General features: G+C 61.5%; 19 protein-coding genes. 8 read left to right on the forward strand and 11 right to left on the reverse strand.

The features are described from left to right. Window positions 1–25: 25 nt before the first annotated feature. Window positions 26–319 (reverse strand): hypothetical protein, encoded by a 294-nt coding sequence (locus tag GH769_RS28080; protein WP_032904012.1) that lies wholly within the window; start codon window positions 317–319, stop codon window positions 26–28. 224 nt (window positions 320–543) lie between these two features. On the opposite strand from GH769_RS28080, the gene pbpC reads away from it, so the two are divergent. From pbpC to GH769_RS28110, 6 genes are all read left to right on the forward strand, one after another. Further along, entirely contained in the window at window positions 544–2856 is a 2313-nt protein-coding gene (pbpC, locus tag GH769_RS28085; RefSeq protein WP_153649981.1) for a peptidoglycan glycosyltransferase PbpC, read from the forward strand. A gap of 93 nt (window positions 2857–2949) precedes the next feature. Beyond that, window positions 2950–3258, forward strand: a complete 309-nt coding sequence (locus tag GH769_RS28090; RefSeq protein ID WP_003188211.1) for a MazG-like family protein — start codon at window positions 2950–2952, stop codon at window positions 3256–3258. Continuing rightward, window positions 3251–4000, forward strand: coding sequence for a methyltransferase (locus GH769_RS28095; RefSeq protein ID WP_032903179.1), 750 nt, complete (start codon window positions 3251–3253; stop codon window positions 3998–4000). Before GH769_RS28090 ends, GH769_RS28095 begins: the two co-directional genes overlap by 8 nt. 23 nt (window positions 4001–4023) lie before the next feature. Further along, window positions 4024–4626, forward strand: coding sequence for a DUF4136 domain-containing protein (locus GH769_RS28100; protein ID WP_014716740.1), 603 nt, complete (start codon window positions 4024–4026; stop codon window positions 4624–4626). 44 nt (window positions 4627–4670) lie between these two features. Beyond that, window positions 4671–5228: a DUF4136 domain-containing protein gene (locus GH769_RS28105; protein ID WP_020302184.1), complete on the forward strand. Its 558-nt coding sequence runs from the start codon at window positions 4671–4673 to the stop codon at window positions 5226–5228. 266 nt (window positions 5229–5494) lie between these two features. Further along, entirely contained in the window at window positions 5495–7441 is a 1947-nt protein-coding gene (locus tag GH769_RS28110; RefSeq protein ID WP_032903177.1) for a pilus assembly protein TadG-related protein, read from the forward strand. Between the two features lie 151 nt (window positions 7442–7592). Here the strand turns inward: GH769_RS28110 and GH769_RS28115 are convergent, their stop codons facing one another. The 3 genes from GH769_RS28115 to GH769_RS28125 all read right to left on the reverse strand — a co-directional run bounded on the left by GH769_RS28115 (window position 7593) and on the right by GH769_RS28125 (window position 12466). After that, complete coding sequence (locus GH769_RS28115; RefSeq protein ID WP_153649982.1) at window positions 7593–8894, reverse strand: IS4 family transposase; 1302 nt, start codon at window positions 8892–8894, stop codon at window positions 7593–7595. A 387-nt stretch (window positions 8895–9281) separates the two neighbouring features. After that, the gene (locus GH769_RS28120) at window positions 9282–12032 is read right to left on the reverse strand and encodes a PAS domain-containing sensor histidine kinase (protein ID WP_032901582.1); all 2751 of its coding nucleotides are present in this window, start codon (window positions 12030–12032) and stop codon (window positions 9282–9284) included. Beyond that, window positions 12029–12466, reverse strand: a complete 438-nt coding sequence (locus GH769_RS28125) for a TadE/TadG family type IV pilus assembly protein (RefSeq protein WP_003188217.1) — start codon at window positions 12464–12466, stop codon at window positions 12029–12031. Before GH769_RS28125 ends, GH769_RS28120 begins: the two co-directional genes overlap by 4 nt. Window positions 12467–12537: 71 nt before the next feature. Here GH769_RS28125 and GH769_RS28130 point away from each other — a divergent pair, with 71 nt between their 5' ends. Together GH769_RS28130 and GH769_RS28135 are read left to right on the forward strand one after the other, a co-directional pair. Then, complete coding sequence (locus GH769_RS28130) at window positions 12538–13041, forward strand: prepilin peptidase (RefSeq protein WP_014716746.1); 504 nt, start codon at window positions 12538–12540, stop codon at window positions 13039–13041. A gap of 71 nt (window positions 13042–13112) precedes the next feature. After that, window positions 13113–13898, forward strand: coding sequence for a response regulator transcription factor (locus GH769_RS28135; RefSeq protein WP_014716747.1), 786 nt, complete (start codon window positions 13113–13115; stop codon window positions 13896–13898). A gap of 136 nt (window positions 13899–14034) precedes the next feature. Here the strand turns inward: GH769_RS28135 and GH769_RS28140 are convergent, their stop codons facing one another. From GH769_RS28140 to GH769_RS28170, 7 genes are read right to left on the reverse strand one after another with little or no spacing between them, the layout of a single operon-like run. Beyond that, window positions 14035–14307: a DUF3613 domain-containing protein gene (locus GH769_RS28140; RefSeq protein WP_032901580.1), complete on the reverse strand. Its 273-nt coding sequence runs from the start codon at window positions 14305–14307 to the stop codon at window positions 14035–14037. Between the two features lie 10 nt (window positions 14308–14317). Further along, the gene (locus GH769_RS28145; RefSeq protein WP_019818344.1) at window positions 14318–15043 is read right to left on the reverse strand and encodes a tetratricopeptide repeat protein; all 726 of its coding nucleotides are present in this window, start codon (window positions 15041–15043) and stop codon (window positions 14318–14320) included. Between the two features lie 10 nt (window positions 15044–15053). Beyond that, window positions 15054–15941, reverse strand: a complete 888-nt coding sequence (locus GH769_RS28150; protein ID WP_019818343.1) for a type II secretion system F family protein — start codon at window positions 15939–15941, stop codon at window positions 15054–15056. Window position 15942: 1 nt separating this feature from the next. Further along, complete coding sequence (locus GH769_RS28155) at window positions 15943–16824, reverse strand: type II secretion system F family protein (protein WP_032901579.1); 882 nt, start codon at window positions 16822–16824, stop codon at window positions 15943–15945. 9 nt (window positions 16825–16833) lie between these two features. Further along, window positions 16834–18105: a CpaF family protein gene (locus tag GH769_RS28160; protein ID WP_014716751.1), complete on the reverse strand. Its 1272-nt coding sequence runs from the start codon at window positions 18103–18105 to the stop codon at window positions 16834–16836. Then, window positions 18102–19295: a pilus assembly protein gene (locus tag GH769_RS28165; protein WP_032901578.1), complete on the reverse strand. Its 1194-nt coding sequence runs from the start codon at window positions 19293–19295 to the stop codon at window positions 18102–18104. Before GH769_RS28165 ends, GH769_RS28160 begins: the two co-directional genes overlap by 4 nt. Next, the gene (locus GH769_RS28170) at window positions 19292–20497 is read right to left on the reverse strand and encodes a type II and III secretion system protein family protein (protein WP_014716753.1); all 1206 of its coding nucleotides are present in this window, start codon (window positions 20495–20497) and stop codon (window positions 19292–19294) included. Before GH769_RS28170 ends, GH769_RS28165 begins: the two co-directional genes overlap by 4 nt. Window positions 20498–20508 lie beyond the last annotated feature (11 nt).

Consider the following 20508-nt stretch of genomic DNA (forward strand, 5'->3'; position numbering starts at 1 on the left):
ACAGGGGGAATCGAGCGTTTGCCCGTCAGTGCACAACCCAACTCAGCAACCACAGCCCCAGCATCAGCCAGATGATCCCCACGATAATCGAGGCCCGCATAAAGGCGCGTACCGCCGAGTAGAGGAACAACAACCCGACAATCAGGGTAATGATGCTGATGATCGAGGTGTCCATGCCCAAGGCGCGTGACAGGCCGTCGATAAAGTTGCCGCCGGCGTGGGTCAAGGCCCCGAACAAACCGCTGAGCCCGTCGACGATAAAACGGATGACGGAACCGAGCGCCTGGCCCAACCATTCGAAAAAGCTTTCTACCTGCATGTGCGTGTCCTGATGAGAAGGTGGGCGTAACTGTGCCTTTGGTTGTCGATAACGCAGGCGAGTTCCCTGCAAGCATAGAGGTTTGCCCGTTTGAGTTTTAGTTTAATCACGTCCGAATGTACGCGGCCCAATGTGGGAGTTGGCTTGCCGGCGATAGCGGTGGGGCAGTTGTGGATAAGTTGACTGATCCTGCGCTATCGCAGGCAAGCCAGCTCCCACAGTTATTGCGCTGGGCTTTGGGTTGTGTGGTGTTGGTGGTTGCCCTGCTATGGCTGGCCGATCGTATCTGGCCCTTGCCCCTGCCCCAGGATGACCTGGCCCGGGTAGTGCTGGCCGAAGATGGCACACCACTGTGGCGATTTGCCGATGCCAATGGCGTATGGCGCTACCCGGTACACACCAGCGAAGTATCGCCTTATTACCTCGACGCGTTGCTCACCTATGAAGACCGTTGGTTCTACCAGCACCCCGGCGTAAACCCGTTGGCGCTGGTGCGTGCGACCTGGCAAAACCTGAGCGGCGCGCGGGTGGTGTCCGGCGGCAGCACTTTGTCGATGCAGGTTGCGCGCCTGCTCGACCCACATTCACGCACCCTGCACGGCAAGTTACGCCAGCTGTGGCGTACCGCGCAGCTGGAGTGGCACCTGTCCAAGGACGAAATCCTCAACCTGTACCTGAACCGCGCACCTTTCGGCGGCACGCTGCAGGGCGTGGCGGCGGCAAGCTGGGCGTACCTGGGCAAGTCACCGTCTCAGCTGACTCACGCCGAAGCCGCGTTGCTCGCGGTGTTGCCCCAGGCGCCAAGCCGTTTGCGCCCGGACCGTCATCCGCAGCGCGCCCAGGAGGCCCGCGACAAAGTGCTGCGCCGCCTGGCCGAGTTTCAGGTATGGCCGCAATCGGCGGTTGATGAAGCCCTGGAAGAACCCCTGCTGCTCGCCCCACGCTTGGAACCTAGCCTGGCGCCTCTGCTCGCACGCCGGCTGAACCGCCCCGACAGCCCGCCGCTGATTCGCACCACCCTGGATGCCACCCTGCAACGCCGTCTGGAAGACCTGTTGCTGGGCTGGCGCGCACGCCTGCCGGAACACACCTCGGCGGCCATCCTGGTGGTGGAAGAAGAAAGCATGGCGGTGCGCGCCTACCTGGGGTCGGTGGATATCAACGACACCAAGCGCTTTGGCCATGTGGACATGATCAGCGCGCTGCGTTCGCCCGGTTCCACCTTGAAACCTTTTCTCTACGGGATGGCGTTGGACGACGGCCTGATTCACTCCGAATCGCTGTTGCAGGACGTGCCTCGACGTTATGGTGACTACCGCCCTGGCAACTTTTCCATGGGCTTTACCGGGGCAGTGCCGGCGAGCACGGCGTTGTCCAGCTCGTTGAACCTGCCGGCGGTGCAGCTGCTGGAAGCCTACGGGCCCAAGCGCTTTGCCGCGCAGATGCGCATCGGTGGCGTGCCGTTGGCGTTGCCGGCATTGGCCGAGCCGAACCTGGCGTTGATTCTCGGCGGTGCGGGCAGTCGCCTGGAGGACCTAGTGAGTGGCTACAGCGCCCTGGCCCGCGATGGCAAGAGCGCCACCCTGCGGTTGCAACCGGACGATGCGCTCAGGGAGCGGCCGTTGCTGTCGCCCGGCGCCGCGTGGATTGTGCGGCGCATCCTCAGCGGCCAGGCGCGGCCCGACCGCGACCCGCGTGCCGAGCTGGTCCAACGCCCGGTGCTGGCGTGGAAGACCGGTACCAGCTACGGCTTTCGCGATGCCTGGGCGATTGGCGTAGGCCCGCGTTACCTGATCGGCGTATGGATCGGCCGGCCCGATGGCACGCCGGTACCCGGGCAATTCGGCCTGGCGTCGGCAGCGCCGTTGATGCTGCAGGTGCACGACGTGCTGACCAACCGCGACAGCCAGCGCGGCATCAGTGTGCCGGTCAAACCGGTGCCTGCCAATATCGGCGTGGCGGCGATCTGTTGGCCGCTGGGCCAGCCCATGAGCCGCAGCGACCCCAACTGCCGCCGCCAGCGTTTTGCCTGGACCCTGGACAACACCACGCCGCCGACCTTGCAGGCATTGGATCAACCCTTGAGTGTGGGCTTGATGGAAAGCATCTGGGTTAACACCAAAGGCTTGCGGGTCGATGCCCATTGTCCTGGCGCAACCTCCAAAAGCATTGCCCTATGGCCGGCACCGCTGGAGCCTTGGTTACCCAGGGTTGAACGCCGCGAAGCGCGCATCCCGCCGGCTGACCCGGACTGCCCGCCACCGGCGCTGGCCGCGTCATCGCCGTTGTCCATCGTAGGCGTACGCGAGGGCGATCAATTGCGTCTGCCCGCTGCCAGTCAGCAAGCCTTGCGCCTGAACATCTCCGCCCTGGGCGGCAGTGGCCGGCGTTGGTGGTTCCTCAATGGTGCGCCGTTGGGCGACAGCGCCAATCAGGACAGCATCAATGCCAGTTTTGAACGGCTGGGCCGCTATCAGCTCAGCGTATTGGATGAAGCCGGTCAAACCGCCAGGCTCGAATTCAGCGTTGTCGACTGATCGCTGATCGTTCCCACGCTCTGCGTGGGAACGCCGCCTGGGACGCTCCGCGTCCCGTCATGGGGTAAGCTATACCCATTCAGGAGCCCCCGCATGAACCTCGAACACCTCACCGAACGCCTGCACCGCATTCGCGATACCAATGACTGGAAACAGTTTCACAGCCCGAAAAACCTGGCCATGGCTGCCAGCGTGGAAATGGCCGAGCTGGTGGAAATCTTCCAATGGCTCACCGAAGACCAATCCCGCCAACTGCCCGCCGATAAACTCGCCCATGCGGGCCAGGAGGTCGGTGATATCGTCCTGTACCTGCTGCTGCTGTGCAGTGAACTGGGCCTGGATATGAACGAAGTGGTGCGCGCCAAACTGGCCGATAGCGAACGGCGGTTTGCCCATGAGTGATCGTCATTTCGACCAGTTGGCCACGCGCTTTGCCGAAAAAATCTACGGCGGCGCCAAGGGCGCGATTCGCCTTGCGGTGCTCCAGGCCGACCTGGTAGAAGCCTTGCCGCAACGCCCATTGCGCGTGCTGGATATCGGTGCAGGCCTGGGGCATATGTCGCTGTGGCTGGCCGAGCACGGCCACGAGGTAACCCTGGCCGAACCCGCTGCGCCGATGCTTGAAGGGGCGCGTCAGCGCTTTGCTGACGCCGGCCAGACCGCGACCTTTATTCATGCACCGTGGCAGGACTTGCTCGGCCAACTCACCGAGCCTTACGATCTGGTGCTGTGCCATGCCGTGCTGGAGTGGTTGGCCGAGCCCCACGCCATCCTGCCGGTGCTGCACCAACTGACGCTGCCGGGGGGCTGGTTGTCCCTGGCCTTCTACAACCGTGATGCGTTGATCTACCGCAACCTGCTCAAAGGCCACTTCCGCAAAATGCGCAAGAACGACATGGCCGGCGAAAAGCAGAGCCTGACGCCGCAACAGCCCCTGGACCCACGGGAGTTGGCGACGCAACTCGAAGGGCTGTGGCAGGTCGAAAGCCAAAGTGGCGTGCGGGTGTTCCACGACTATATGCCGGTGGAATTCCAGGCGCGCGCCAACCTGCAGGACTTGTTGGAGATGGAGCTCGCTCACCGTCGTCACCCAAGCTTTGCCGGGCTTGGGCGATATTTGCACTGGATCTGCCGCCCGGTTTAAGCGGCCCAGCGTGGGAGGTCGACATGCGTCGTCTCGGTTTAATCCTGTTGTCTTTAGGTCTTGGGGCTTGTTCGAGCCCCAACCCTTACGTCGCCAGTTCGGCACCGATGCCGCCGGCGCCCGCCCAGGCAGCCACTACCTTTGATGCCAGCGCTTACCCCGCGCCGGTACGCGACTATGGCGCCTACCGCAGTTGGGGCTGGCTCAACGGCCAGTTGCCGGCGGGTACGGCCTGGGCCGATTCGGCGCAGATTGCCGAGGCGGTCAGCAGCGCTCTCGACCAGCGTGGCTTGCGTCCCTTGCATGACAAGCGTGCGCCCGACCTGCTGGTGAGCGCTGATGTACGCCTGGAAAAACGCCTGCGCCAGGTCCAGGATGATTACGGGTATGGCTACGGTGGCTACAACCGTTATGGCAATGGTTATGGCATGTACAACAGCGTGCCTGTGGTGCGTACCTATGAAGTGACAGTGGCCGTGGCGCGTATCAGCCTGTTCGATGCGCGCACCCGCCAGCCGGTGTGGAGCACCAGCGCCGAAACCACCAGCCAGGGCAGCCTGAGCGAACGCGCCGATAGCTTGCGCAAGGCGATGCAGAAGGCAATGGCCGCCTATCCGCCCAGTTAGCAGCTATTCTCATTACAGGCCCACGTTGTTTTTTGGAGAACACCATGCTTCGTCGCATCGCTGCACTCGCTGTTGTCATGTTGCTGGGCGGTTGCCAGAGCAACCAGGTCAACCATGATTTCGACGCCAGCCGAGACTTCGGCGCCTATCGCAATTGGGCCTGGAAAGACCCGGCGTTGCAGTACCGTCCCGATGACCCGCGAATCAAGAGCGACCTCACCGAGCAACGCATCCGCCAGGCCGTGGGCGAACAGCTGGATCAGCGCGGTTTGCGTCCTGCGGCGGCGGGTACCAAGGCAGACCTGAATGTGCAGGCCTATTTGATTGTCGAAGACCGCCAGCAGCAAGTCACCACCAACTATGGCGGTGCCTGGGGCGGCCCGTGGAATGGTTATTGGGGCGCGCCGATGTACAACGAAACGCGCAATATCACCTACAAAGTGGCGACCCTCCAGATCGACCTGCTCGACGGCAAGGACGGCAAACTGGTGTGGCGCGGCAGCGACGAACAAATGATGGCCAGCACGCCAAACCCCGAGGATCGCAACAAGGCCATCCGCAGCACTGTGACCAAGATCCTCTCCAACTACCCGCCGCGCTGATCACCCCCCCTCACCCCTGTGGGAGCTGGCTCGCGAAAGCGGTGTGTCACTCACTGCTTCAGTGACTGACACACCGCTTTCGCAGGCAAGCCAGCTCCCACATTTGATCTTCAGTGTTTTGAGCATAGCGTTCGCTTAGCTGAGTTGTATTAGGGGGCCGACATTCTGGGCATCTCCGCCAGTCGCCAATGTGGCGAGTTGCCAGCAACCTGTTGAAGCCTTGTCTACACTCCAGTGCAACGGAGAGTTAGCGCAGGAGTGCTTCGATGTCTCCCCGATTCGGTTCCAGACAGCGTGGTGCAATAGGCTTGATGGCGGCAGGCACCTTGGCCTTGGCTCTGGTGTTCACGTTGCTGGCGGTCGACAGCGGGCGCTTGTATCTGGAAAAGCGCAAGCTGCAATCCGTCGCCGACACCTCGGCGTTGGAAGCCGCTGGTCTGGGTGGCCAGTGCGGTACCAACACCACCGCGAACGCCTATGCCACGCAAAATGCGGCGCGCAACGGTTTTGTGGTCGGTAATGGCAGCACCCTGGCGGTGACATGCGGCACCCTGGCGACCAACGCCTTCAACACCCGTGTGTTCAGCGCCGATGCCACCAAGAGTGACGCAATCCGCGTGGTGGCCTCGCGCACCGTCCTGACCAGCATCGCCAATGGCCTGTGGAACCTGTTCAGCGGCGCGCCGATCAACCCGCAGATCAACTTGAGCGCCACCGCCGTCGCGGCGACACCGCCGCCCGTGGCGCAGTTGTCGATCCGCAGCAGCCTGGCCAGCGTCGATTCAGGCAAATCCCCGCTGCTCAACCTGGTGATCGGCAACCTGCTCGGCGGCAACCTTTCGCTCACGGCGGCGGGTTGGAACGGCTTGCTGCAGACCAACGTCAACCTGCTCAGTTACCTCGACCAACTAGCGATCAACCTGAACGTGAAGGCCGGTGACTACGATGCCTTGCTCAGTACCGCGGTCTCGGCGACTCAACTGATCGACGCTGCTGTGAAGGTCTTGCAGAAAAACGGCGCGGCGGCCACGGCAGTCATCAATGACGTGATTTCGATTCAAGCCATTGCACCTAACAGCAAGCTGTTAACGGTGGGAGACCTGGTCGACATCGCCACCGGCACGCCGACAGCGGCGCTGAACAGCAACGTGCAATTGTTTCAACTGCTGGAAGCGGTAGCGCAGTTGTCCAGTAGCAAGAATGCGGTGAGTGCGGCGGCGCAACTGAACATTCCGTTGGTCGGTAACGTTTCGATCCAGACTAAAGTGATTGAGCCACCGCAGCTGTCGGCGATTGGCAATCCGTTGTTGGCCAAGGAAGGTTTGAAAAAGAGCCCGCCGACCGATCAGATTTTTGTACGCACTGCGCAAGTGCGGACTTTGGTGTCTGTTCAACTGCCCGTGCTGAACGGTATCAATGGATTGACGTCTGCGGTCTCCGCTATAACGACGCCGGTGACAGGTGTCGTGAATAACTTGCTGCATTTAAACTTGGTGAGCCTGCTGGATCCACTCTTGTGCCTGATTTTAAAGCCTTGTGACCATACGGATGTTCAGTTGTTGAGCGGCCTGGACATCAATATCGAGGTGGCCAGCGCGAAGAGTCATGTCACGGATTTCAATTGTGCGAGCAATGCGGCGAAATCACTGACCGTTCAGGTTGAGACTGCGCTTGCAGATGTGTCGGTAGGGAAAGTGGATCCGGTACAGGCATTTTCCTCAGCAGTGGAAGCTGATGTGAAACCAGTAGCACTTGTTGATATCGGTGTGCAGACATGCAAGGGAATATTCGGCTGTGGCCCACGTAAGGCTGGTGTAGGTGGGAGCTTATCCTTATCGGTTGTTCACGCAAAGGTTGGCGGGGGGGAGCAAGCTCTAGTGTTTTCTCCAGTCAACGATATGAATCTGACACCCACTTATAAATCTGTTCCTCCCTCGACAGAAGTGGTCAAAGGATTGGTCAATACCTTAGGGGCTATTCAAGTGAATTACGTTCCCCCAGCCGGAAGCTCTCCGGGTGGAATCCTGCCGGCGGTCTCGGGTTTACTCTCCACCATCACCAATACGCTGGTCACCGCGATCAAAAGCGTATTGTCGCCAATACTAGACCCGATTGTGGATGGCTTGCTCAGCGCCTTGGGCATTAACCTGGGCAACGCCGAAGTCGGCGCCAATCTCACCTGCCATATGGGCCGGGCTTATCTGGTGATTTAGCCTGTTGGTCTATCTGACGCACCGCGTTCCAAATGTGGGAGCTGGCTTGCCTGCGATAGCGGCCTGCCAGTCGACACAGTTATACCTATACCGAATACATATCCACCTGCGGTAACGGCCGCTTAGGGTTCCGCTTTTACAGCCAGCCCTTTCAAGGTCTTTTCGTCTTGGCAGCCTTGATTATCCGGTCCGTTGAAACATGCGCATTCACCGCGGTGCCTTTAACCCATGTTTTGGGCTTGGGTACCTTGGGGCCACGGGGGCTTTTCGCAACTTGTTTAGGTTGGATATTTCTGGCAAGCGCCAATAAGTGCTGAGCCAGTTTTTCCAACGGAATGACAGGAAAATGTTCCGAGGGCAGCGCAATCTGCATTCCCTCATATCCACTCCTGACCTGAACCGCTAAATGGTAAATCGAGGCTTCCCATCCTTCAGGCTGGGTATCCCGATGAGCTTGTTCAACACTGCGTTTGAGAACAGCCAGGACGTTGTAAGCCAATACCGCCGTTGCAAACCCCAGTAAGGCAGCCTTTGGGCTGCCAAGGGTTTCGATCTCACTTTCCAGGATCGCTTCCAGTCGCTGGAACATACCTTCAATGCTCCAGCGGCGGCGATACAGTTCGGCGATCTGTTGCGCAATGACGCTCTCAGGCAGGTTGCTCCAGAACATCAAGCTGCTGTCGCCGGAGTCCGTTGGCGAATGAAGCGTCAGTTCGACACGCCGACATTGGTAACCGCCTTTGACCTGGATGATCTGCTCACGCACAGTGCCAGTTTCCACAGGTACTGGCTCTTGCCACTCACCCTCTTGAATCAAGCGTGGATGCTTGGCTTGCTGACGAATGACAAAGCAAGTTTGGACTTGCTCACAAGCCTCCATAACCGGGAGCGTGCAATAAAGCCGGTCAGCCAGCCACACTTGGCCTGGCTCGGCATTGGCCAATAAAGGCAGCACACAAACGCGCTCGCTTGCGTAGGCATCCTCACACGCCTGAAGGTCGACGACCTGATCCAGATCGGGATCGTATGCAACAACCGAAAAACCGGGACGAGCGGCGCCGCGCTCGTTGCGTAAAGCTCCCAGACGTTTTTCAGTGGATGCCAGGTGATTACCGTCCACTACCCGAACCTGCCAACCCGGCAGCATCGCCGTGCAGCCCAGCTCCCGGATGGTTGGAGCCAGGCGCTGTGCACAGCCCGTAATCAGGGCGCGCAACAGAGCAGGCTCGGTACGACTGATCTTGTCGTAGAGAGCCGTCAGGCTGACCGGAAGGTCCTCCAGTTGTCGCGCGGCGGCGTGCAGAGATGGCTTCAAGCCCAATGAAACAAGGGACATTAGCTTGATGATGGTCGAGAACAATAGCTCACGAGAATACTGCCGTTGCCGGTGTTCTTCGAAAACCTGATCAATCCACTCGGGGGCAATAGCCTGCTGCAGCGCCAGTTTGGCCATGACACTGGCAGGTGCTTTTTTCTCGAAACGCGCTAGAACTTCCGCCCACATCGTTTAGGTACCCCCTGAATGAATTTCAGGGGATTTTACAGAAGACCTTGAAAGGGCTGGCTTTTACAGCGGCTCACTTTTGAAAAGCCCAAAAGTAAGCAAAAGGCTCTTGCCCCACCACTCGGCACCTCGCTTAGGCTCGGTGTGCCCGCAATCCGCCAGTGATTTGGGGGGGCGCCGCCACGCGCCATCCATGGCGCGGGGCGGCTAAACCGGCATCCCTGCCGGTTTACCCCCCAAATCCCTGTCGAATTCCGGCCAGCGTGGTTTAACGGGGCGCTTCAGATCAAAAGCAGAGCAAGAGCAAGAGCAAGTGCGGCTCACTTCGCATCGTGGTTAGCTGATTGAGTTCTGCGCGATGGGCAACTCGACGCAGAATTTCGCGCCGGCCTCGCCGTTGGTGACGCTCAGGCACCCACCCATGTTTTCCACAATCCCATAGCTCACCGAGAGCCCCAGCCCGGTGCCGACGCCGATTGGCTTGGTGGTAAAGAACGGTTCGAAAATCCGCTCCAGCAAGCGCGGGTCTATCCCGCCGGCGTTGTCTTCAACCCAGATACGCACATGGCGACTGTCGTGCTCGCTGTGCAGGGCAATCCAGGGGCGCAGGGCAGGGTCTTTTTCTCGCTGGCTGAGCAGGGCGTCGCGGGCGTTGACCATCAGGTTGATCAGTACTTGTTCTAGTTGGTCGACATAGCCTTTGACCTGCACCGAGAAGTCCGCAGGGCTGATGCGCACGTCCACACCTTTGCCGCGCAGGCCTTCGCTGAGCAGGGACAGGGTGCCCTCCAGCGCCTGCGCCGGGTCGAACGGTTGCTGCTCGATTTCCGAGCGGCGGCCGAACACGCGCATATGGTCGACCACCCGTGCTGCACGTTGCACTTGGGCGTCGATGCGCTGGAGTTTTTCCGTGAGGTAGTCGATTTGCACATCGCCATTGCCCAGGCGCTTGAGCACGTTGACGACGGCCATGTGCATCACGTTCAGCGGTTGGTTGATCTCATGGGCCAGGCCGGTGGCCATTTCGCCGAGGGTGGCCATTTTCGCGCTTTGGGTCAGTTGCTGCTGGGAGCGGCGTACTTCGGTGTTGTCGCGCCCCACGGCCTGCACCTCGATCAGGGCGCCTTGTTCATCGAAGACGCCACGGTCCGACCACACCCACCAGGCATGTTCGCGCCCCGGCAGTTGCAGGCTGATTTCCGCCGTGCTCACCGGGAATTCCGGGGTCAGTTGCTGGATGCGCTGTACAAAGGCGGCGCGTTGTTCATCCGACAGCCACTGGCCCAGGTCGATGCCTGGCAATTGCTCGGGCCGACATTCCAGGTAATTGGCCAGCGGCGTGTTGCCGAAGGTGAGGATCAGGTCGGGGCGGTAGCGACAGATCATCGCTGGCGAGTCTTCTACCAGGATGCGGTAGCGTTCTTCACTTTGGCGCACCTGCTCGGCGGCCAGGGTCGCTTCGGTGACGTCCAGCCACAGGCCTACGGCTTCCACCGGCAGGCCGAGGTCGTCGCGCAAAAGCTTGGCTTCGTCGAGCAGCCAGTGGTAGTTGCCTTGTTTGTCGCGCAGGCGGTAGCGGCTGCGCACGTTGCCTTCGCGCAGCAGTTGGCGGGTGCGTTCGAAGTAGCGTTCTCGGTCGTCGGGGTGAATCAGCGCCGCCAGGGTGTCGTGGTTGCAATCGGCCAAGGTCCAGCCCAGCAGCGGCAACAGGCTGGCGCTGAAAAACGCCGGGTGCAGCGCGCCGTTGACGTAGCGCTGCACATAGATGACGGCCGGTGAGCTGGCGATCAGGTTGTCCAGGCGCGCATGGGCGGCGGCGGCTTGCAGTTGCTGGTTCTGGATGTCGCTGATGTCGAGCATGAAGCCGATCCAGCGCCGTTCATTGCCGGCGCCCAGCACTTGGCCTTGTATGCGGTACCACAGGGGCGACTGCTCGGACTCGGTGCGTTGCAGGCGCACGCTGGTCAGCAGTGGCTTGCCCAGGGCTTGCAGGTCTTTCAGGCGGCTGTCGAGGGCCTGGCGGTCGGCGGGGTGGATAAGTTCGAGCCAGGTGCCGAGAGGTTGGCGGGTGGGGCCTTCGTCCAGGCTCAGGTTGCGCAGCAATTGTGGCGCCAGTTGGATCTCCTGGGTGGCGGGCAACAGTTCCCACCAGCCAGTGCCGAGCAGGCCTTGCAGGGCTTCAACCCGTTCCAGTTGCTGGTGGTGACGCTGTTCGCGCAGGCGGCCCAGCAGCGGCGCGGCGAGTGCTGCGCACAGGTTCAGCCAGTCACGCTCGCCGGTGTGGTGTGCCTGGCCGTTATAAAAACCACACAGCAGCCACGCGGCGGCGCCATGGCTGTCGCGGTACGGCACCAGGAAGCCGTCGGCATTGCCAAATACACCGTGCAGGCGCGGGTTGTCGCTGCGCCCCTGGACAATGTCCAGGCTCAGTGGCGTGTTGCCGTTGATGCTGTCCAGGCTGGTGCCCAGGTGTTGCCCGGTTTGCCATAAGGCCGGGGCGTCGTGGGCGGCGTAGTGGCTGTAGATGCGCCAGCCCTGGTCATCTTCGTCGAGCAGTGCCATGGCGACGCAGGGGATGCGCCAGCGCTGGGCCACGCTGCGCAGGTGTTCGCTGAACACCTGGGGCAGGCGGTTGGGGCTGCACACGCGCAGCTGTTCGCTCATCAGGGCGGCGAGTTGGTGGTTCTGTTCGCGTTGCTGCACCCGTACTCGGTCGGCCAGCAGGTCAGTGATGTCCAGCAGGTGCAGGGCCCAGCCGTCACCCTCCGGCTCGATCCAGCCGCGGGTATGCAGGACCTGGCCGGCAGCGCCCTGAAAGTCGAGGTCCAGGCCGTGTCGTTGCCACTCCTGCGGCGTGCCCTCGACACTCAGTGCGCTATCGGCACACAGCAAGGTCTGCAAGGGCGGGTTGGGCGCGTTGGCAAGATGCTGGGCAAGCAAAGGCCTCAAGGTGCCTGAGATGCTCAGCACCCGACCCAGGTTGTCCAATTGCACTTGCAGGCCCGGCGCGGGTGTTGCTGGCGCGTCCAAGGCCAGGGCGCTGCTGCGTCCGCGCAGGCGTGCGAACAATTTATCCCCCGTCGTCAAAACTGAAGGCTCGAGGTAGCAGTGAGGTTGGTGGGCAGGTTGGGTACGGTGCCCACCCCGGGCAATACCAGGGCCGGCAGGACCGCTTTGATATTGGCCGAGGGGTAGGTGATCTTCACCGTCAGCAAATTATTGGTGTAGGTGGCGGTGATATAGCCGGGCAAGAATTTCAATGAGCCGGGGATCCAGTTCAATTGGGCCTGGGCGGCATCCTTGGCGCGTTGCACCACCAGGGCCGAATAGCCTGCGGTGCTGGGGTCCAGGGACACACTGCGGCGTACCCCTTCAGCCGCCGCCTGGTGAAATGACTGCATCAACAGCAATGGCAAGCTGTAGCTGAGCATGCCGTAGAACACCGCAAAGAAAATCACGAAGACCAAGGCAAACTCGATCGCCGCAGCACCTTTTTGCTTTCTCGGGAGGCTCGATTTCATGACTGCGTCTACCCTGAGGCGAGTACTTGATATCAGCATAGAATCATTCAGCCAAAAGGGATGTTTTTTACGTGATCCAGACGCTAGTGATTGTGCTGTGGTTGGGCGTATGTGCCGTGCAGGATATTCGCCAGCGCCAGATTGCCAATACGCTGACCCTGGGCGTTGGGCTGCTGGCGTTGATCTACCTGCTGTGGGCGGGGTCGACGTGGCTGGGCGCGCCTCGCAGCGAGGGGGGGCTGGCCTTGGCCTTGGCGTTGGTGCTGACTTTGCCGGGTTATGCGTTGGGCCGCTTTGGCGCGGGAGATGTGAAGTTGCTCGCCGCCCTGGGGCTGGCCTCCAATATCGAGTACCTGCTGGGGGCGTTGATCGGTGCGGGCATCGCCATGGTGGCCTGGACACTTATGCATCAAGGGCTTAGCTCAAACCGCGTTGAACGGGGAGGGCAAGCGTCAACAAAACAGCCTTTTGCGCCCTTCGTTTTGACAGGTTTTGCCGGCAGCTGGTTTTGGATCCATCAGTCGCGCGAGTTGATTAATGCTATGTACATAGTCGGAAAGTACGTCTACGTTTAATCAGGAGTTGTGTAGGAATTTTCGTCAGAAAGGATAGGTCATCATTTGGCTTGCCAGGCATGGAGTAGCGCGTGAACAAGCTTACGTCCGCAGTAAAAGTGCTCGTAGTCGACGATCAACCCTTAATCGTAGAGGAGCTCTGTGAATTTCTTGAAAGCAGCGGGTACCGTTGTGTCCCGTGCGAGTCCAGTGAGCAAGCTGTCCAGCGTTTCAAGGAAGACCTTCAGATCGGTTTAGTGCTGTGTGACCTGCATATGCCGGACATGGACGGCATCGAGCTGGTGCAGGCGCTGCAACGCATCGCCGGCAAACATCGCGCGTTCGAAGCGATCATGCTTACCGGGCGCGCCGACAAGCAGGATGTGATCAAGGCCCTGCGTGCGGGCATCGCTGATTACTACCAGAAGCCGATCAACCTCGATGAATTGCTCGAGGGCCTCAAGCGCCAGGAAGTGGCATTGGAGGAGCGGCAGAAAGACCTGCAGCTGGGCACGCTCAACCAGAAGCTGCAGTACCTGTCCGAATCCATCAACGACTTGTATATGGACTTGGACAAGGTGCGCCGAAACCCGACGCCCCAGGACCATGACGGGGACCCTTCGGCCGATGAAGCCGGGCCGTTGGAGATCCCGGCGATCTTCAATCAACTGTCACCGCGCCAGTTGGATGTGGCCCGCCTGGTGGGCAAGGGCCAGACCAACTACCAGATTGCCTGTGAGCTGGGGATTACCGAGAACACGGTCAAGCTGTATGTGTCCCAGGTATTACGCCTGACCCATATGCACAACCGCACGCAGTTGGCGCTGGCGTTGTCACCGAACAACTCGGCGATGCGCCAGCGGGTGACTGCGCACTAAAGGCCCAGGCAAACCTTGCAGGAGCCATCTTTCTGTGGCGAGGGAGCTTGCTCCCGCTCGACAGCGCAGCTGGAGTCGGCTTTTCTTGGGGGCGCTTCGCACCCCAGCGCAAGCAAGCTTGCTCGCCACAGTAGCTTTACTTGCTTCCACTTTGCGCAGTCCCGCCTACTTTCTGATCAAAAAACTCCGGGATTGGATGCTTGTTGCTGTCCAGCCAGCGCTTGAGCGCCTGTTCGCGTTCTGCCGGCGTGGTTTTTTGCGGGTTGGCCGAGGCTGCACGCCCGCTCAGTTGCAGCGCCATCCAGTTTTCCGTTTCTGCCTGCCGGGGTGAAGATGGCCCCGCTTCGATGGCCGAAGCAAGGAGGGGCAGCGCCAGGCAGGCAAGGCCGGCAAGGTGGTGGAATTTCATCATCGACTCCCTATTTCACAGAGGCCGGCAGCGTGTCGCTGACCGCCGCTACCTGATCTTTGACTGGACGCTGCGGTGCCGTGCCAGCCTCCTTGAGGTGTTGCGCCCGTGCCTGGGCCCGGGTCACCTGATCAGGGCTCAACCCGAGTTGGCCGACCACTTTCGCGGCCTGCTCCCAATTGTCCTGATAGATCAGCAAGGTCACCAGGTTCACTGCCGCCAGTTGATCGCTTTGCTTGAGCTCGATGGCGGTCATGAATTCAAAGCGTGCGTCGTCCAGGCGCCGTTGATCGAGGTACACCACGCCCAGGTCATTGCGGATTTTTTCGTCGGTGGGCGCCAGCCGTGCCGCACGTTGCAGGTGAGCCATGGCCTGGCCGTTGTCGCCCTTGGCCGATGCCAGTTGCCCCAGGCCGTGCTCACCGTCGGCGGCCAGGCAGGTGCCCAGCAGGCTGCGGTACAACGGCTCGGCGTCAGCACGGCCCAGCAAGCGATAGGCACGGGCCTGGCGTTGACGAACCTGGGGCAGGGTGCTGGGCAGGTTCTGCAGGTTGGCGAGGCTGGCGTGCAGCTTGCCTTCGTTGGCCATGTCATCGGCCAGGTTCAGCGACAGCTCCTGGTCGGCGCTGGGCTTGGGGCAACTGCCCGGCGCCAGCAACCCGGCCCACGGAACCTGGCCATTGCTGGCACAACCGCCCAGCATCAGCAGGCTCAAGGCGACGATCAGTGGTTTCATGGCAGGCTCCTCAAAAATTATTCAAGGCTCGGGAGATGGCGATCATGGCCGGCCCCCCCAGCACGATCAGCAAGGCGGGAAACAGGAACACCATCATCACCACGGACATCTTCGCGGACATCTTCGAAATGTATTCCTGCAGGCGGGTCAGGCGGCGGTCGTCGAGCAACTGCTTGAGGGCCAGCAGGGATTTCATCGCACCGCCGCCTTGGTGGATCAACTGCTGAAGGATGATGCAGGTGTCGGTGAACTCATCCACGGCCAGCAGGCGTGCGGTCTTGCCCAACTCTTCGGACAGTTCCAGACCCGAGTCGACCCTTGCCAGGACCAGCCGCAGTTCATGGGTCAGGTCTGGCAGCAAGCGCTGGGCTTCGGTGCTCAACACCCGCAGCGATTGCTCAACTGCCATGCCGGATTCGAACAGGATGCGCAGCAACGGAATGAAGGTGGAAATTTCCCGAGCGATGCGCTCCTGGCGGTATTTCGCGCTGAGGGCCAGGATGCGTTTGGGCAGCAGGTAACCGATGCCCAGGGCAATTGCCGGGGCAATCCAGGGCGAGCCAGCATGGGGGAACAGCAGTTGCTGGCCGAGCAGGGTCAAGCCCAGTAGCACGATGGGCACGCCGATCTGGAAAGCCGCAAACATGGACCGCTGGTTGGCTTTGCGCCAGCCGACGCGGTTGAGCAGGGTCTGGGTTTCGTTGTCCAGGCTGACCGAGCGCTGGGCCACGGCGCTGGCGCCCAACTGGCGCATCAGGCTGCCGAGTTTGTCCTCGCGGGTCAGTTGGCCTTGCAGGCGTTGGCTGACCAGGCGTTGACGGCGCTTCTGCTCCAGCAGGTTGCCGACGATCAAGGCGACGGCGGCGAGCGACAGCAGGATGCAGATCAGGATGGCCATCTCAAATACTCCGCAACATGCGCCACATGACGAAGGTGCCCGTGATGTCGAGCGCCACCGCGGCCAGCAGCAGGTAGCGCCCTGTACCGTCGTTCCACATGCTCATCAGGTAGCCGGGGTTGACCATCAAAAAGTAGCCGACCATGGCGATGGGCAAGCCCGCCAGCACATAGGCGGTCATGCGCGTTTCGCCGGTCATGGCCTTGAGTTGGCGCGCACCCTGTTCGCGCTCGCGGATCATCTTGATCAGGTTTTCCAGCAGCTCGCTGGCGTTGCCGCCGTAGCGGTGGTTGACCTTCAGGCCCAGGGCAAACAGGCGGAACTCATCGCGTTCGTAAAACTCGGCAAAGTCGCTGACCGACTCCGGCAGGCTCACGCCCATTTGCACGTTACGCTGGATGCGGCTCATCGCCTGTTTGAGCGGCGCTTCGGTGCTGTCGATTGCGCCCAGAACGGCGTCTGCCAGGGTGCGCCCAGACTTGAGGCTGCGCACGCTGTGGTCCAGCAGCTGCGGTAATTGTTCGACCATGCGCTGCACTCGCCGTTGGTAGCGGCAGGCGATATACACCCGCAACAGCAGCGGCGGCAGGATCAGCATGGCCAACAGGCCTAGCCCGCCGGCCAGCAGATAGCCCAGCAACATGCCCGCGGTCCAGCCACTCAGCCACAACCCCAGGCGGTCGGTGGGCTTGCCCAGGCCGGCGCGCTGGAACATGCGCTCCAGCGCAACCCAGCTGCCGTTCGGCTCCTGGGCTACCGGCTGGCCATCGGAGAGCCGCTCCAGCACCCGATCGGTACCGGCCTGGCGCAGCCCTCGCTGGAACAGCCAGACGGACAGGCTGATCAGCAGGATGCAAATGAGCAGCAAGACAAGTCCGGTCATAAGCCCTCTCTACAACGGCAATGCCGATTCACGCCGCAGCTTGTCGCCGGCCGGGTTGAGCGCTTCGCGCAGGAAGCCAAAACCGGTACGGCGGTCGAGGCGGAACAGGGTGTTGGTGACATACACGTCGTCGCGTACGCCCACCACTTCTACCACCTCGCTGACGCAACGGCGCCCATCGGGCAGGCGCGTCAGTTGGATCACCACATCCAGTGCGGCGCAGATCATCTGCCGCAGGGTTTTCTCCGCCACCACACGGCCGGTCAGACCCACCAGGGTTTCCAGGCGCAATAGCGCGTCCTGGGCATTGTTGGCGTGCACCGTGCTCATGGAACCGTCATGGCCGGTGTTCATGGCCGTCATTACGTCGAGCACTTCGACGCCACGGATCTCGCCAAGGATGATGCGGTCCGGGCGCATCCGCAGGGCGTTGCGAATCAGGTCGCTGGCCTTGACCTCGCCATGCCCCTCGGCATTGGGCGGGCGGGTTTCCAGGCGCACCACGTGGGGGTGGCCCAGTTGCAGCTCGGCCACGTCTTCGATGGTGACCAGGCGTTCGTGGGGGTTGATCAATTGGCTGAGGATATTGAGTAGCGTGGTCTTGCCGGTGCCTGTGCCGCCACTGATGAGGATATTGCAGCGCTTGCCCACCGCTTCCTGGAAGAACTCGAAAATAGGGTGGTCGATGGTCTGCATCGCCACCAGGTCGCTGCTCTTGAGCATGTCCTTGCGAAACTTGCGGATCGACAGGCAGGGGCCGTCCAGGGCAATCGGCGGGATGATCGCATTGACCCGGCTGCCATCTGGCAAGCGCGCATCGACCATCGGTGACGACTCATCCAGGCGCCTTCCAAGGGGCGCGAGAATGCGCTGCATGACGCGTTCTACATGGTGCGCGTCGATAAAACGCAGATCGCTCTGATGGAGTACTCCGTCACGCTCGATAAACACCCGGTGCGGGCCGTTGACCAGAATCTCGGTGATCGACACATCGCGCAGCAGCACTTCCAGCGGGCCGAAGCCAGTCAGCTCGTCGACGATTTCCTCGGCCAGGCGCTCCATTTCATAGCGCGAGATCGCCAGGTGCATGCGCGTGATGTATTCGGCCACTTTGTCGATGACAAATTGCGCCAGGGATTGGCGCGAGCCTTCCAGCAGATTCTGGCCCGACTCTTCGATGGCATCGATGATGTAGCGATGCAGCACCAGTTTCAGGCCATCATGGTCGTTGTGCGCGGCGCTTCCACGGGCCGGGGCGCCGAAGAGTTTTTCGCCGTTCATCGACTCGCCCCCAGCAGGCGTTCGAACCAGCGTGTCGAGGGTTTATCCAAGCCTTCGGTACGTTTGGCCAGGCGCTCGCCCAGGTGACGCAGGGCTTGGGTCAAGGCTTCGCGGGGGGCCAGGGTGAACAGGCTTTGCCCCTGGTTTTTGGCGTTCAGGCGCACTTCTGGGCTCAGGGGCAGCACGGCGATGCACTCCATGCCGAAGCTTTTTTCCAGGGCTTCGGTGTCGGGGGCACAGGCTTTGATGTAGCGATCGACGAGCAGCTTGGCATGGTCGAGCTTCATGCCTTTTTCGCGCCACAGGTTCAGCACCGCCAGGTTACGCCGACAGTCGAGCACGCCCTGGTCGGTGCACCACAGCAACTTGTCGCAGTGGCTGACAAAGGTACGCAGGGCTTCGCTGTCCGCTTGCCCGGTGAGGTTGACCACGATGTGCTGGAAGTGCTGGCGCAAGGCGCTGAGCAACATGTACAGCTCGGCGGCGCTGGTCATTTCCAAGGGTTCATCGCTGGCGGCGTAGGCAAGGATCCGCAGGCCGTCGTCGGTGCTGGTGAAGGCGCTGTTGATGAGCGTGGCGTCCAGGCGGCGCAGGTGGCGCAAGGCGTCGCCGAAATTGAAGGTGCTGTCCAGGCCCAGCAGCGCCAGGCTATCGCCCCTGGGCAGGCCGAGGTCGAGCATCAGCGTCTGCTGGCCGCTTTTTTGCACCACCATCGCCAAGTGGCTTGCCAGCAAGGCGCCATCGGTGTTGCCCTGGGCACCGTAGAGCACGGTGAGGCCACCGAGGTGGGCGTTCGGCGCGGTGGGCGGCAAGCGCTTGCTCAGGCGCCGCACCAGCCCGGCCACTTCGCTGGAGCGCGAGCCATAGGCGACAAAATCCCGCGCACCGGCACGCATGGCGTTGAGCACCAACTGGTTGTCCATGCCGTCGCCCAAGGCCACCACCGCCAACATCGGCTTGGCTTCCAGGGCGCCTTCGATCAAGGCGCTCTGAGCCACCAGGTGTTCACGGTCCAGGCCCACGAACACCAGGTTGGCGAAGGTCACGTCCACCAGTGCCAACAATTCATCGAGGCTGCCGCCGCCCACGCTGATCACTTGGCCAAGGGGCGCCAGTGCGCCCTGGAGCCATTCCAGGTCGGTGCTGTTGCGGGTGATTGCCAGGAAGGTCTGGCTCAGGCTATCGCTCATTGGGAAAGTCCACTGCGACGGTCGAAGTTGCCGTTTTCCAGGAAGAACAGCCGGAACCAATTCGGGTCATAGGTGCGCAGTTTTTCGCCGGGCAGCGACGGCAACTGCGCATTGGCAGCCAGTGGCTGGACCAGATGCGGCGTGACAATCATCAGCAGTTCTTTTTCTTCGCTGTTGATATTGGAGTCGCGGAAAAACGCACCAAGGATCGGGATATCGCCCAGGCCCGGGAGCTTGGCGATGGTGGAGCGGTTGGTGCTGCTGATCAGGCCGCTGATCACAAAGCTTTCGCCATCGGCCAGTGACACGCTGGTGTCGGTGCGCCGGACGGTCAGGGCAGGCACCTGGATGCCCTCAATCCGGATCGCGTTGTTGTAGTCCAGCTCGCTGACTTCCGGGGCGACCTTCAAGGCGATGCGGTTGTGGTCGATGACCGTGGGCGTGAGGGTCAGGCGAATGCCGAACTCCTTGTACTCGATGGTGATGGTATCGCTGCCGGCACTGGGCACCGGAATCGGCACTTCGCCGCCGGCCAGGAAGGTCGCGCTCTGGCCGCTCATGGCCACCAGGCTCGGGCGCGCCAGGGTATAGGCGAAGCCGCTGCTTTCCAGGGCGTTGATCAGTGCCTTGACCCGGCCACCGCCAAACCCGATGTTGAAGCTGTCAGCGCTCACCGGCAATTTGAAGATGCCCTCTGAAGGGGACAGCAAGCTTGGGCTGCCGAGGAAGAAATTGTTGCCCATGCCCAGGATCTTGGTGCTGGCTTCCTTGAGCTTGGTGCGGCTGACCTCGACGAAGCGAATATCGGTCTGCACCTGGCTGGGCAGCGTCGGGTCTTCGGAGGGCGACAGCGATTGGCTGGTCAGCGCCGAGGTGGCCTTGCCTTTAACGAACACCATGCTCTGACGCGGCGTGGTCGAGCAGCCGGTCCACACCATCAGGCTGGTGGCACCGCTGCCGACACCGGTGAGCAGAAAGTGGCGGTCGCCGTTGACCCGCACGTCGGCGATTTTCGGATCGCCGATAGCCAGGCGTGTAATCGCTACCGGCGATTGCAGCTCGGTCTGCAAGCCTTCGCCCACCTCGATCACAGCGGGCAGTTGGCCCAGGGTGTTGCAGTTGCCCGATGCGCCCATCGCCATGCCCAGGGGCAGGCACGGCAGCATCAAGGCCAAGGCCAATTGAGCGTAGCGTTGGCTCATTCAAGGCATCC

The sequence above is a fragment of the Pseudomonas sp. CFSAN084952 genome (genome assembly GCF_009648855.1).
In the GTDB taxonomy this organism is placed as follows: domain Bacteria; phylum Pseudomonadota; class Gammaproteobacteria; order Pseudomonadales; family Pseudomonadaceae; genus Aquipseudomonas; species Aquipseudomonas paracarnis.